This window comes from Moorena sp. SIO3I6 (genome assembly GCF_010672095.1).
This window is the reverse complement of record NZ_JAAHHU010000002.1, coordinates 77,117-90,779: the sequence shown is the minus strand read 5'-3', so window position 1 is coordinate 90,779 and position 13,663 is coordinate 77,117. Positions and strand designations below refer to the sequence as shown.

10 protein-coding genes are annotated in these 13,663 nt (G+C 45.3%); 1 reads left to right on the top strand and 9 read right to left on the bottom strand.

All coding sequences use genetic code 11. The features are described from left to right. Window positions 1–4 precede the first annotated feature (4 nt). From F6K49_RS01190 to F6K49_RS01155, 8 genes are all read right to left on the bottom strand, one after another. Complete coding sequence (locus F6K49_RS01190) at window positions 5–2,041, bottom strand: serine/threonine-protein kinase (RefSeq protein ID WP_293093521.1); 2,037 nt, start codon at window positions 2,039–2,041, stop codon at window positions 5–7. A 401-nt stretch (window positions 2,042–2,442) separates the two neighbouring features. Then, complete coding sequence (gene iscB, locus F6K49_RS01185) at window positions 2,443–3,717, bottom strand: RNA-guided endonuclease IscB (protein WP_293026621.1); 1,275 nt, start codon at window positions 3,715–3,717, stop codon at window positions 2,443–2,445. 239 nt (window positions 3,718–3,956) lie between these two features. Beyond that, window positions 3,957–4,511, bottom strand: coding sequence for a Rab family GTPase (locus F6K49_RS01180; RefSeq protein WP_293093518.1), 555 nt, complete (start codon window positions 4,509–4,511; stop codon window positions 3,957–3,959). 287 nt (window positions 4,512–4,798) lie between these two features. Beyond that, window positions 4,799–7,210 carry an OmpA family protein gene (locus tag F6K49_RS01175; RefSeq protein ID WP_293024234.1) on the bottom strand — a complete coding sequence of 804 codons (2,412 nt, stop codon included), beginning with the start codon at window positions 7,208–7,210 and terminating at the stop codon, window positions 4,799–4,801. Window positions 7,211–7,358: 148 nt separating this feature from the next. Then, a complete protein-coding gene (locus F6K49_RS01170; protein ID WP_293068036.1) occupies window positions 7,359–8,030 on the bottom strand; it encodes a hypothetical protein in 672 nt (223 codons plus the stop codon). Between the two features lie 430 nt (window positions 8,031–8,460). Further along, on the bottom strand, window positions 8,461–8,703 hold the full coding sequence (locus F6K49_RS01165) for a TIGR02450 family Trp-rich protein (protein WP_008181697.1): 243 nt from the start codon (window positions 8,701–8,703) through the stop codon (window positions 8,461–8,463). Window positions 8,704–8,753: 50 nt separating this feature from the next. After that, complete coding sequence (locus F6K49_RS01160) at window positions 8,754–9,341, bottom strand: rhomboid family intramembrane serine protease (protein WP_293093513.1); 588 nt, start codon at window positions 9,339–9,341, stop codon at window positions 8,754–8,756. 151 nt (window positions 9,342–9,492) lie between these two features. Continuing rightward, window positions 9,493–11,430: a S9 family peptidase gene (locus F6K49_RS01155; protein WP_293093510.1), complete on the bottom strand. Its 1,938-nt coding sequence runs from the start codon at window positions 11,428–11,430 to the stop codon at window positions 9,493–9,495. A gap of 275 nt (window positions 11,431–11,705) precedes the next feature. On the opposite strand from F6K49_RS01155, the gene F6K49_RS01150 reads away from it, so the two are divergent. Next, window positions 11,706–11,924: a DUF4327 family protein gene (locus F6K49_RS01150; RefSeq protein WP_071103068.1), complete on the top strand. Its 219-nt coding sequence runs from the start codon at window positions 11,706–11,708 to the stop codon at window positions 11,922–11,924. A 381-nt stretch (window positions 11,925–12,305) separates the two neighbouring features. Here the strand turns inward: F6K49_RS01150 and F6K49_RS01145 are convergent, their stop codons facing one another. Continuing rightward, complete coding sequence (locus tag F6K49_RS01145; protein ID WP_293024221.1) at window positions 12,306–13,529, bottom strand: protein kinase; 1,224 nt, start codon at window positions 13,527–13,529, stop codon at window positions 12,306–12,308. Window positions 13,530–13,663 lie beyond the last annotated feature (134 nt).

Sequence of the window (13,663 nt, the reverse complement as noted above, 5' to 3'; positions counted from 1 at the left end):
ATCACTAATCTTCAACCCTCAAGTTAAGTCGATAATTAATCGGTTCAGAGGCTTGAGAAACTACCACAAACTCATAGAAACCAGATGCTGGCAGATCCCCGATCCAGTAGCGTTCGTTTGAGTCTTCTAATAGGGTGGTCTTACGGCTCGGACCATAAACTGAAAACAAGGCATTCACATCGGTAGCCAGTCTCACTTCCATGACTTGACCACCAGAAAGTTTAGCCGTAAACGCTTTCCCGTCTCCTGGCTCAAGGGTACCACTGACTTGCTGAATCACTGCGCCAGGGGCAAACTCGATGCGCTGTAGGGCTTTGCCCGATTTCAACGCTTCGATGGTATCCCCAACAATCCCTTGCCACACCTGACCAATAGACTTATCGATAAACTTCTCACCGCGCTGATCGGGAAACTTATGAAAGAATTTAGAATCTGCAATATCATAAGCTGCACGGCTAGAAAGACGCAACTGATTCACTTGCTGCTTCCAGCTAGTCAGATCTGCTGTCCCATAGCTTCCCAACCTTCCCCGTGCCGTCCGACTCAAATTGAGCAACTCAATCCGGGTCAATAGCTCAAATGCCAGCTTATCCCACTCTTCTCTTAACGGAGCATCCTTTGATCCAGTGCCTAGCTGTCGTTTTTCTTGATTGGGGTAGTTGTTCCAAAAGGCCTCATTGACTAACTGAACGTAGAACTTCTCGTCAATCTCCAAATTGGCACGACGCTGATCTAGCAATTCCTTGCGCTTTGCCTCGTTGCTGGGAAACCACGAGGGTGGCTTTATGTCCGGTTGATCGATGGGTGATTCCTTTGGAGAGGGTTCCGGCTGAGATCCTCTGAATTTGAACCACCAATTGGTTGCCCAGAAGGTAAAACCAAATACAGCAGCAGCTAAGACAGATACCAAAACCACCTTGCCAAGCCAGTCTAAAACGGTATTGTTTGTAAAAGTGCTTAATGGTGTTCTGGTAGCTGGGGTTGCTGGCTGGTTAACCGCTACTGGCTTTGAACCAGGGGCAACTGCTAAGGTCGGTTTAGTCTGAGGGGGTGATGGAGCTGATTGCGGGTCACTGGCAAATTGAAGGTGAGTGGTGAGGTCTCGCAGCACTTCTTTGGCATTTTGGTACCGTTCCCCTGGTCTAGGTTGAAGCATTTTATCGAGGATACGACCTAGGGTTGAGCTAAGGCTGATCTCTCGCCGCCAGTTCCAGGTCAGGGTATTGGGGTCAATTATCTGCTGGGGTTCCTGACCAGTCACTAATACTAATATAGTTGCCCCTAGAGCATAGAGGTCACTGTGGGGAAAAACACTTCCTCCTTGCATCTGCTCTGGGGGAGCATAGCCAACTTTACCCAACCGAGTTATGATCGGCTTATTTTGACCAGCCACCTTTGACCCTAGGAACTTCGATGCCACATTCGCTGCTACCTCCTTGACACCGCCAAAGTCAATCAGCACTGGTAAACCATCGGTACTGCGCAAAATCAGATTATCGGGAGAGATATCCCGATGAATCACCCTCATAAAATGGATATATTCCAACACTGGCAGGATTTGGATCAGCAGTTGAGTCACTTCTGCTTCACTAAACCGGAGTCCCTGAGGTCGGCGAGCCTCCAGTAGAGCGCGGTAGGTTTGCCCCTCCACATAGTCCTGAACCAACAATAGGGTGCCTTTGTCCTGTTGTTGTACCTGAAACAACTCACGAAATTGAGGGATTTGAGGGTGTTGCAATCGATAAAGAACTCCCGCTTCCCGCTCAAATAATTCTTCTGCTTTTTGTAAGGCGTGGTTACCTTGAACTTGGGGGGCAAATTCTTTTAGCACACACAGTTCATTAAAGCGGTTAAGGTCTTGAGCTAAATAGGTGCGTCCAAAGCCTCCGTGTCCCAACTCCCGGAGGATGCGGTAGCGACCACCCAGAATCTTCCCAGTGTCAAAGGTTTTGGCTAGGGACGGCAGCATCTCGCCACAAACCCGGCAAAACTTATTGCCATTGGGATTCTCATGTCCTTTACTACAATAGAGGGGCGTCATTCGATTTTGAATGTTGGATGTTGGATTTTGGATGTTAGATTTTTTCCCAGGGCTTGCTCCCGGAGACTTGACACAGTGCGTGGGATTCTGTGACCTGTTGACTCAGTAGTTGACTCAGCATAGGTAGACCAGCTACTGTGCTATATATATTAAAGATATATAGCATTTCTAAAATAGGTGAGGTAGATTTTGGATTTTAGGGAATAGGCAACAGGCAACAGGCAACAGGGAAAAAATCTTGTGTACCTCATTACTATGATAAACGCTATATATCACTATATATATAACTAATCATCAAAAATGGGGGTTGGTAAGGGGAGAAACGGATACCCCTGTCATTTATGCGTGGGGAGGAGTTTCTCCCCTTACACAAACAGCAGCTAGACAGTACTTCTTTTGAACTAGAAGCTATAAGCATATCCGTCTTTCCTATGTACAATGCTGCAATATTGGTGACTGATTCCTTGTACCAGTCCGTGTTTAGTGGAGATATTGAATGAACCGGTTTTTCGAGTAGCTATTCTACCTGTGTATGTTCCCACTTTCTTACCTTTGGTTACAACGGCTTTGGCAATATCTCCAGTCTGAAACCCTTTGACAAACTTCAACCTTGGTACATAACGAGTGGGAAAGCCAAACTTGTTCGTTCTGCACATCTGACGAGTACCATGTCCTTTAGCTGAAATCAACAATGGCTGATAAACTTCGATGTACAAAGTATCGACTTTTCCAACATTGGCGGCATCTAACCAGTGTGTTTTTGGAAGGTTCTGCCGACATCGATTGTACTTAGTTAATCCACCTGACCCTGTTTCAATCGGCAAACCCAAGGCTTTTAATTCGTTATACAACTTCCATCTAGTTGAGTTGACGGCTGCCCCATCGACTAAAGGTCGTTTGGCTTGAGAAAGAATACGCTTTATAACATCAGGTTTACCAGATAAAAACTGTTCGATTTCCTGATTACCTTTGGTTTGATTGCACTTCCTACAAGCAATTGCTAGGTTACTTACTCGGTCAGAACCGCCCTTTGATTTAGGTTTGATGTGTTCGACCTCTAGTGGAGTATCAGTCACACCACAGTAAGCACATTTACGATTCCATTTGGAAAGTAGATATTCTCTAACTTCATATCCGTAGAGTGTGCCCTGCTGATACTCTGTGCCAGAAATCTCAGGGTTTTCCATCTTCTGAGTATCGAACCTAACTAATTCCTGAGAAATGCCAGTTATCGGACAAAATCGAGTAAGTTTTTTTACCCATGTGATAATATTATAGACTCTCGACATTAGACTGGGAGCTAACCAGCCATCAGGACGTTTACGGTTAAGAAACCGTGGCTGTCGATAACGAGTTTTGCGGTTTCTACGAGAACGTCTCAACTGTCTACGTGAGGTTAAACCATCTCGAATTTGAAGACCTCTGTGGGTTAGTTCGGCACCCCAAACAACCACCTTTTCTTGAACAATTGCTAAACCTGTCGTTTGAGAACCAGGGTCAAGTTTGATCTGATGATTATGTGTCACACATTCCAATTCCTCCAAATCGCGCATGATGATTGTGAACGGGTATCTCCTAAAGACCTTAGCCCTTCCTTGTTTGAGCAAGATTCTAGCTCTAGCAGGCTTGCATGGATCTAAAGGTTTTTTGTTTTTATCAAGTACAAAAACTCGCATAATGTGAGTATTCTCCTATTGCTAGGGTAAAGTTCGCTGCGCCAATGTTATCAGTCGGTACTTCCCAGATTGCACTTCCTTAACCTGATAAAGATGTTTAACAATCCGGTTCTAGAGCTTGAAACTAGCGTCGCATTTCAAGGTAGGAACTTTAACTCTTGCTGATAACGTAGTCCCTGACGGGACTTAGGCTGGTCAGGTAATGATTCACAAGCCCCCGGATTTATCCGTGGGGTTTGCTACTCCCAGGCTCCTGAATCCTGTTGAAGCGTTCCGCCACCTAATTGGTAAAATATATCATCGACGTATAACCCGGTTTTCGCTGAGGTATAATAACTTGCTATGACTTGGTCTTGCTGGGCAGTTTTTTTCTGTAACATCTGTGTCAATTCCTCCAGTTTTGCTTGATCAACTAAGTCGGATTTATTTAAGGCAGTAATAATCAACCCTTTGGGATTGATGGATAAAAACAGATCGATATGATGAACAATGTGCTCAATGGTTTCCATGCGAGTTACATCAGCAACAATAATTGCACCCTGAGCTCCTTTTAAATAAGTTGGTGAAATTCCCTTAAATTTAGTATGACCTTCTAAATCCCAAATCATCAATTTTATATCCAGCAGTTGTGATCGGGTTTCATCCTTAAATTTTATGATTTTGCGGGAAATTTTCACTCCGACTGTTGAAAGATATTGGTCACTAAACACACCCTCCACAAATCGGCGGATTAGGCTAGTTTTGCCTACACCAAAGTCTCCAACTAGGCAAATTTTTCGATCAATAGTGGACATTGTTACTGGTTGCTGACAACTGGTTTGAACTCTCGGGGATTGTAAACAGTTGTTAAGAGATGGGCGTGGCTCCACATCTGAACAAGTTTACGATATGATTTCTTCAGCGGACTTGAACACCTAATTGCTCACCGACCGTATGTTCCCAGACAGCACTATGGTTTTAGTGTTAGTGATCTATTGCAGTAGTTGGATCACCTCCTGATTTGAGATTTAATACACATTTAATATACAAGGGACTAAAGTCCATAACTTGTTGTGATCTCCTAGCTAAACCAAAGGGGCTTTCAACTGGATTTCTTGGTAAACGGATCAAATACGACACATCGATTTAACCACAGCGGTTGACTAGCATCAACATCTGGGGGGCGTTTGCCAACCCCACGCACTTGCAGCCGCTTGGGATCAATGCCTTGCTGAACAAGCACATCTTTTACCATTTGGGCTCGTTGTTGTGCCAATCCCTGATTTTCGGTAAGTTGACCCCTAGGATCGGCGTAGCCGATTATCCTCAGGTGCTTTTGAGGATACCGCTCCAGAAATTCCTTAATTGATCGGATTTTAGTGCCTATATCCTCTGGTTTCAACTGGGCTGAACCAAGATCAAAGTAGATCCGGCTGGTAAGGTCTGATCCGTGGAGTTGTAAATTGTTCTCGACCGACTTGACACCAGGAATGTTCTCAAAGGCTTCGGTAATCTTAGGGAAATCTTTAGCATAGAGTATCGCTCCTTTTACGGTCACCCTGCCTTCTGTATAAGATGCTACAATTACCACTCCATCCATTTGATTCAAGGTGTTTCTCACCCGTTGGACTTGAGCTTTGGTTAACTCATCAGTATAAGGGAGTTCGATCACCTCAATTCGATTATCCAACGCTAAGTTAGGGGCCGCAGCTTTGGCAATTTGCTCGACGTTTGAGCGCAGAGCCTGATTCGGTAGCTGTCCAGCTAGCTTTAGTCTCTGGCGATTGGCTTTAACTGTTAAACCATAATCAGACACTTCTGGGGCATAATAGGCGAGGGCAAGTTGAGTTTTTTGCTCAATGCGACGGTTTATTTTAGCCCTATGCTGATAAATTCCCCCAAATACAGCGATTAAACCCAGAAGCCCCAAGCCAACCACCAATAAGGCTGGCGGTTTCTTGCCTTTTTTCCGATTTTCCTGAGTATCACGACGCCCTTGACTAAGGGATTGATCTAATAAATTTTGTAAAATTCCCTTGACTCCCACCGGGATAGTTGTATGATATCCATCAAAAGACTTGATCGGTTTACCATAATGGGTAATAATAGTTTCTAGGCTTTCCCGCAACTGATTAATGAACTGGTGGGTGGGTTCCCCTTGAACTAACACCGCCAGGTAGCAGTATCCCTCTACTTCCAGGATGATCTTGGATGTACCATAGTCAATAGCATCGATTTCTGCCACATCCCCAGACTGAGCGATACAGTCATTGACAAAGCTACGGATAGCGGTGAGCATCCCTGCTACCATATCTGACTCTAGGTGCTGGCTGTCAGAGGGTTGTACCTCAGCAATCACTAAACCAGAGTCTTTATGAATCAAAAAGATCGCTCGCGCCCGAAACAGCATCACCTCCCGAAACAGCAATTCCGCTTCAGAAACTCCCTGCACCTTAGCGCGAATCTTGCGCTTAATTGCTTCAACGCTGAGGGCATTTTCCAGTTTCTCATTGATAGCTCGGATTTCTTCTGCTAAGTATGTGGAAATGGTACTGCCAATGACCGGATACAGAGCATTTACCATGGCGTCTCGCTCAATTATAATCTGTTGCCGGATCGCTGCTGCCATTTCTGGTGCGATCGCAAACCCAACTTCCTCTGGACACTCCATGATCCGGGAGGAAATAGCTATTGGAACTGCCGGAGCGATCGCTTCTCCCACACACACTTTATCCTGTTGAGTTCTGTGGTCAATGACTTCATCAATGATGGGAGTCAGGGAATCGGTAACCGAGGTACTGAACTGAGCTACTGTGAGATCCAGGAGCTTAGCCATCACTGGTAGCAATAGATTAATCAATTCTTGAGGTTGATAAATCCGATGCTCAAGCCTGCCTTGTCTCTGGGCTAGCCTTTCTATCTGGTCACGAAACTCTGCCATTTCTGGAGATATCACCAGTTCTTGTAAAATCTCAGCCAAGGTGTCTAATTCCTGGGAGGTGTCGTGATCAGACTTTGATTGCAGGTCTTGGTTGGTTTTTGTGGTTTCGGATTGGACTAACTTCTCAGCTAATACTGGATCTTCGGAATTTTGAGGCATTTGCGGCAGATGCTCCTTTGGTGTAGGAAGCTGTGGTGATGGGTTCTGATCGGGAAAAACTTTGACACCGAAGGATTGGGGTTGATCCCTTTCTTGAGCTAATGGTTCTTTCTCCTGAACCCTAGACGGGAGGCTGCTACTCCCACGGTCAGTTTGAGGTTCAATAGCCGGAACCTCAAGGTCACCGGATGAATCGGATTGTTTAATAGTGTCTCCCTGATCAGAGGTCATCCCTTGCTGCTTAGAGTTAGGATGTTGGCTAGGTTTATCCCTGTGATCAATAATCTTGAGGTCAACGAGTAAATTAAGTAAATCCTTCAACTCGTCTTCTGTACTCGAATTGACCTCAATTGACTCTGATCTAGAATTTTCCGGCTGAGAGGCATCAGCCGGATTTTGGTTTGAAAATGCCACTGGTGGCTATCCGTTACTATTTAACCTTTTGGAAAAATCAGCGATGCTCAGCAAAGAGCCGCTACGCGAACGCACCTTGATTTAAAACTAATCTTAGCGAGAAAATCAAGTTAATTTTTGTTACTGACATTGCCGGACTGTGCCAAGTCTATTCCAAAGTCTGAGTTTGCTTGATTAACTGGAGATGCTCGTCATCATTAGTAGCAGTTTTCTCCATGACCGTACCATTATGACCTTTGGTCTGTGGTAACCCAGACCACCCATCACTAGCTTCTTTGAGTGCTGGAACCAATTCAGTCCCTTTGAGCCTCAAACCCAACTCTAACAACATGTCTCCGAGATCTGCTTTCGAGGCTTTGGCATCTTTGAGCTGTGCAAATTTAGTTTCCAGCTCGGCCAAGATCTGCTTTCTGAGATTGATCACATCTTGCTGATGCTGTTCTTTAGTTTCTGAAAGTTCCTTCTTTAGGGAGGTTGACTGCTTGTAGACTGTCTCGTCGAGCACCTCAATACTCTTAGAAAACTTTTTGTTGAGCAGCTCAACCCGCTCCTGAATCTCATTCCTCTCTTCGGCTGCAGTTAAACTAAGAGTACTTATTTTTTTTTCCAGGGAATCTACAGCAGCAGCCATTTCTTTTGAGAGAGTCGTTTTGATCTGCTCAACGCGATCGCGTATTTCCTGCTGCCACATAGATAAGTCAGACTCTATCTTCGTGAAGCGAGTATCATACTCTCGCAGCTTAGAGCCTACTATTATATCACGTATCTTCTCAAGATTTCCCAGTCTTTCCCGCATTTCTGCTTTATTGATTCCATCCATGACCATAAAACTCAAATAAACAATAAACACTTAACCATAAACAATTACTAGCTTGCCTTGAATTCAAGGAGCGTGCCATTTATGTTATCAATCAGATGCTGCTGTCAACCGGAACCGTTGTGTGACAAACATCTTTACCCCCATCACTAACGATACAAAATACCTAAAACCTATTACTATTAGCTTAAAGCCAATACCCTTAATCATCTGCACCAAGGATTTCTGCTTGACCGAGTAGGGGGTTGGTCAGGGGAAACTGGAAGCTTGTGGGATTTATGCATGGGCATGAAAGTTCCGTCTTATATCAAGTCCGGTTGAATACCCATCAATCTTGTAGATTGATGGGGAGATAGGGATATCGCCAGATGGGACAGATTTTTAGGAGATTTTGATTCAAAATCCCCGTTGATAGTATATCAACGGGGATTGGTTACTCTTCGCTTTCGATTTCGGCTAAAGATTTCCAGCCTGCTTGCCACAAGCCAGGATCTTTAAGCTGTTTAGCATTCAGCCAAAAACGGACATTCGGGTCACAAGAAGCTACCATTTCAGCAAACACCCACTTTCCTTGGTTTTTACGATTGACCACTTGGAAATGCCGCCAGCCCCAAGTTTTCTGTTTAGCTGTCCATTTTGAACCCACAAGATGAGGGAATTTCTGTTTTTGAGCCATTTCCTGTATGGTCTGGTTTCACTTTCCCACTGAGCACTCACAACTTAGCACTACGAAGAGAGTTTACGCTTTGCCAGTAGACGTGCGGCTAGGATACCGCCGATAAAACCAAATAAATGTCCTTGCCAAGATACATGGGGCTGTGAGGGTAAGACACCCCAAACTAAACCACCATAGAGAAAGCCGACTAGAATTGATATAAAAATTGAGGGTAGGTTTCGTTCAAAGAAGCCTCTAAATAGCAGAAAACCTAGGTAGCCAAAGATCAGCACACTTGCCCCAATGTGAACTGAATTGGGAGCGCCCAACAGCCAAACCCCAAGACCACCAACCACCATGGTGATGCTGGTAACTACGAAAAAGTCGCTAGTTTCTTGCAACATTACAAACCAGCCTAGGACAAGAAAAGGTATAGTGTTGGAAATTAGATGAGAAAAACCACCGTGGAGAAAAGGGGCAAATAAAATACCCCGCAGCCCAATTGGGTTGCGGGGAATGATGCCATATAGATCAAGTTTCCTTCCAAAAATGAATATATCCACCAGCTCTACAATCCACATCAGAGCGACCCATCCACCGAGAATGATTGCCTGAGTTTGTAACTCACTGGTTATTGATTGTCTTTCCTGCCTAGTCATTGTTGATGAGTTTATGGTGAACAATAATATCGAAACCAATAGACAAATACTGACATTGGCTTACTTCGCAGGTGTTGCTCCATGTCTACAGACTAACTTAATTGATCAAGGCAATTAACCAATGACTAATGACTAATAACTCAACTAATAACTAATAATTATAAATATTTACAGGTTCTATCGCCTCTGCTAGCTCAAATCCAAATACCCGGGAGTAAAAATACAACTCCCCTTCCAGAGTCCGTTTAATCGTTTCTGCTTTACGAAAACCGTGTTGCTCCCCTTCATAGGTAACATAGGCTACAGGTAACCCCTTAGCCTTCAAAGCTGCCACCATCATTTCTGCTTGGTTAGGGGGGACTACCTTGTCTTCTAGCCCCTGGAAGAAAATTACAGGACACGAAAGTTGGTCTGTGAAATGAATAGGCGATCGCTGTTGATATAAATCTTTACGTTCTGGATAAGGACCGATCAAGCCATCTAGATACCGGGATTCAAATTTGTGGGTATCCTTGGCTAGTACCTCCAAATCACTTACACCGTAGTAGCTAGCGCCAGCTTTAAACACATCTCGGAATGTCAGAGCAGCTAGAGTTGTATACCCCCCAGCACTTCCCCCTGCAATGGCCAGTCGCTCACCATCAACTAGTCCTTGCTCAGCTAGGTACTTTGCTCCATTGGTGCAGTCATCAACATCCACAATTCCCCAGTTGTTTTTAAGGCGTTGACGATAGTCCCGCCCATAGCCAGTACTGCCTCCATAGTTGACATCTAGGATGGCAAAACCACGAGAGGTCCAGTATTGAATTTTTAGGTTAAAGGTACTGGAAGTCGCTGCCGTAGGTCCACCGTGGCTTTTGACAATTAGGGGTGGTTTTTCGGAGGTTGGTGCAGTGTAGTCTTTGTTTTGTGGTGGGTAGAAGAAACCATAGGCGGTCAGTCCATTAGTTGTGGGAAATGCGATCGCTTCAGGCTGCGATAGATAGCCAGTATCGATAGCTAACTCACGCTTACTCCTCAGTACATTTATTTGTCCATTTGTCAAGTCCAACTGAACAATAGCGCTTGCTTCTGTTACAGAACCAGCGATAAAAACCGCTTGATTATCAGCTACCTTTAGGTCGGAAATACTGGTGTATGGTGTAGCAATCACCGACCGCTGCTTCGTTTTTAGGTCAATACTAGCTAAATGCCAGTTTCCTTCCTGAGTATAGGTACATATGATTCGATTGGCACCATCGAAGCCATAAGTAGACATACCAAAGACCCACTGGGGTAGTCCAAACTCGGCTTCCATTTCACACAGGGGTTCGATTGCCCCTTGGCTTGGTTGCCAGCGGTAGAGATTCCACCAATTAGTGCGATCGCAAACAAAGTAAAGGACACCATCTGGTGACCACTCTGGCTGAAATACCGACTCATCCCCCCCACCAGCAATAGGCTCTGCAACACCTATAGAACCATCGGTTAAGATTGGAGCTACCCATAGTTGAGTACCATCCCAGGGCATATGGGGATGATTCCAGGTTAGCCAAGCGAGTTTAGAGGAATCCGGACTTAGGCGCGGCGAGGAGTAAAAGTCACAGCCAGAGGCTAGCACTTGAATATCTTCACCGTTTTCTTGGCTGATGCTAACCAAGGTATTGACTGGTTCCCCATCCACCGTGTGGTTTTCTCCCACACAGATTATACGTCCCCGTTGCTGGTCAATTACCCCATCACCATAGCGCCAGTTAGCTATGGGGGTTAGGGGTTGGGGTTTTGAGCTTGGGGTTTGTTGGTACAGACGTTGGTCAGCAAAATTAGAGAAGTAAATTGTGCCATCCTTAACCGCAAAAGCACCACCACCATACTCGTTAACCCGAGTACGAGCATTGAAGCGCTCGGGAGTCAGATCAACAGTTTTGCCATCAGGGGTGCGTCGCACGATTACATTGCGTCCAGCTTCCGCAGGTCGCCCTTCAATCCAGTAAACATCCTTTTCATCAAGGGCAATGCTGCCCAACCTAACGCTGCTTTGAACAATCATGTCAGCGGTAATAGGGGATTTCCAGGAACCATAGGGAACAAGGTGTGGTGGTTGGGTCATGGAAAAACTGCTGTAATTGCCTCTAACTTGCTTGGGCTCTATCTACTATCATAACCTGACTACGTGTCCATGGTTAGCGTTAAAGTAGGGATTCCCGTACATTTACCCAAATCGGGCTTGCTTAAATGCATCCGATTGCGCTAAAAGAGTATAGAGGGGCTTCCTTGCCGTACAAAACTCTACAGATCGGCGCATTAACGCAAAGGGGAAGCATTGTAGTTCAGGTATTAGCAAAAGCCAATCCAACAACAGAATTGATTTAGAGATTTTAGAGTATGACTCAAACAGTTACTCACCCCATGGTGAAGTTGCAACGCCATGTGCGTTCACTGGCGGAATCCAATATTATTAAACCCAGTGACAGCCTTTGGAAAATTGCCCTGCTCTATGGGGACAAATGGTCCCACTGGAAACAGGAACTGACTGAATTCGGGTTTACCATGCAAGACCCGATCAGTGACTTACTAGCTGTGGAAGCCTGGGACGAAGAATGATCTGATCCAGTGTCAGGTTAAGTACTTATCGATCTCTGTTGTTCGTAAGAATGAAAATTGACAGAAAATTGACAATTAAAACTTGTCAGTGGTCAATTTGCTATTAACAATTTGCTATTAACAATAGAAAATTGACAATTGACAAAAGGCGATCAACGGGGATCAACCATTTTTAGAAGTAATTAACCGGACTTGATCTGACTTGTTTCGCTCCCGTTTGGTGTCCACGCTTCAATCGGTGGAGCTTGGCTATGGATGAGGATACAGCGCGGGTAGGTTAGTATATCCTTTCTTGATTCCCTTGCCCCCCCTTATCCTAATCACTAGGGATCGCCAAATTCTGGCCGTGAAATTTCTGCTCATATTCTAAGACGCCGACTCCTAAATACAAGCAACCAAAGCCTGGATCAGCTCTTTTGCCGTTTGGTAGCGATCGCAAGCTCTTGGTTGGCAAACCCGCTCAATTACTTGCCTTAATTGGGGAGTAACAGTGGGAACGCCTGATACATCAAACCGATATCCTGAACTACGCCTTTGATAATACTTTAGAGGAGCTTCCCCGGTGAGCAGAAATATTAGAGTTGGGCCAATGGCGTAAAGATCCGATTGAGTGCAAGGCTGACCTCGGTCTTGTTCAGGAGCACTATATCCCTCGGCACCAATCCGTGTGCCTGGTATTGTGCCAATTTCTTTAACAGCACCGAAATCCAACATCACAATTCGGTTATCTCGATGGCGCACCATCAAATTCGCGGGCTTAACGTCTCGGTGGATTAGAGGCGGCTGGCGGTCGTGGATGTAGTCTAAGATATCGCAAGTCTGAATCATCCACTCTACTGCCTGGGGCAAGGTGACTGGTCCAGTGCTCAAGACACGTTTTTCTAAATCTTCACCGTGGATCAGAGCCATTGCTAAGTATTTTTTCCCCCCTTCCACAAAAAAGTCGTAATACTGCGGAATTCCGGGATGATTCAGGGTTTTCAGGGTGCGAGCCTCTCGTTCAAACAGTTCTTGAGCCTTGGAAATTTGAGCCATGTCAGCATTCATTTCCTTCAGTACTAGTAGGAGTGGGTATCCATCCTTGCTGTTAACTTTGTCCCAGGCAAGATAAGTGGTTCCCATTCCCCCCTGTCCCAATGTCCGCAAAACATGGTAGTTGCGAATGACTCCCTCGACTGGCACCAAGGGTTGACCACAGTGAATACAGAACAAATTGCCTGGTGCATTGCCTTGGTGTTGGCATGGCTTAGTAGTCTCAGTCAAGGGCTTGGGTGCTAGGGAAGGTAGTTGCTGGGTTTGAACTTGGAATTCCAGCCTCGGACCTTTCTGGGCTAGCTGAATCAGAGCCTTTTCCGGCAGCACCCCCTGGGAAACCAAGACACCATTGAGGAAGGTGCCATTGGCACCCTGATTGACCAACTGCCACATCGGACCCGATGGGGAAGCACTAGCCCTGAGTTCCAGGTGATGTCGTGACACGATCGGGTCATCGACAATCACATCATTATCAGGAGCACGACCAATGCGAATCGTAGATTTGCTCTGAAAGCTCCACTGCTGCACTGGAGTGGGGCTTAACGGATCTAATAGGGTCAGTGTGACCATAGTCAGTTGTCCTTTGTCCAAAGTCCTTTGTGGGTTTTATCCTTTGTCGGTTTTATCCTTTGTCGGTTTTATCCTTTGTCGGTTTTATCCTTTGTCCAAAGTGACTAACCAGAATCTACTGGCAGCTACTAATC

Coding starts and splice junctions, on each gene's coding strand:
- F6K49_RS01145 (WP_293024221.1), bottom strand. CDS start 13,529: ATGGTCACACTGACCCTATTAGATCCGTTAAGCCCCACTCCAGTGCAG.
- F6K49_RS01190 (WP_293093521.1), bottom strand. CDS start 2,041: ATGACGCCCCTCTATTGTAGTAAAGGACATGAGAATCCCAATGGCAAT.
- F6K49_RS01165 (WP_008181697.1), bottom strand. CDS start 8,703: ATGGCTCAAAAACAGAAATTCCCTCATCTTGTGGGTTCAAAATGGACA.
- F6K49_RS01170 (WP_293068036.1), bottom strand. CDS start 8,030: ATGGATGGAATCAATAAAGCAGAAATGCGGGAAAGACTGGGAAATCTT.
- F6K49_RS01180 (WP_293093518.1), bottom strand. CDS start 4,511: ATGTCCACTATTGATCGAAAAATTTGCCTAGTTGGAGACTTTGGTGTA.
- F6K49_RS01150 (WP_071103068.1), top strand. CDS start 11,706: ATGACTCAAACAGTTACTCACCCCATGGTGAAGTTGCAACGCCATGTG.
- iscB (WP_293026621.1), bottom strand. CDS start 3,717: ATGCGAGTTTTTGTACTTGATAAAAACAAAAAACCTTTAGATCCATGC.
- F6K49_RS01160 (WP_293093513.1), bottom strand. CDS start 9,341: ATGACTAGGCAGGAAAGACAATCAATAACCAGTGAGTTACAAACTCAG.
- F6K49_RS01155 (WP_293093510.1), bottom strand. CDS start 11,430: ATGACCCAACCACCACACCTTGTTCCCTATGGTTCCTGGAAATCCCCT.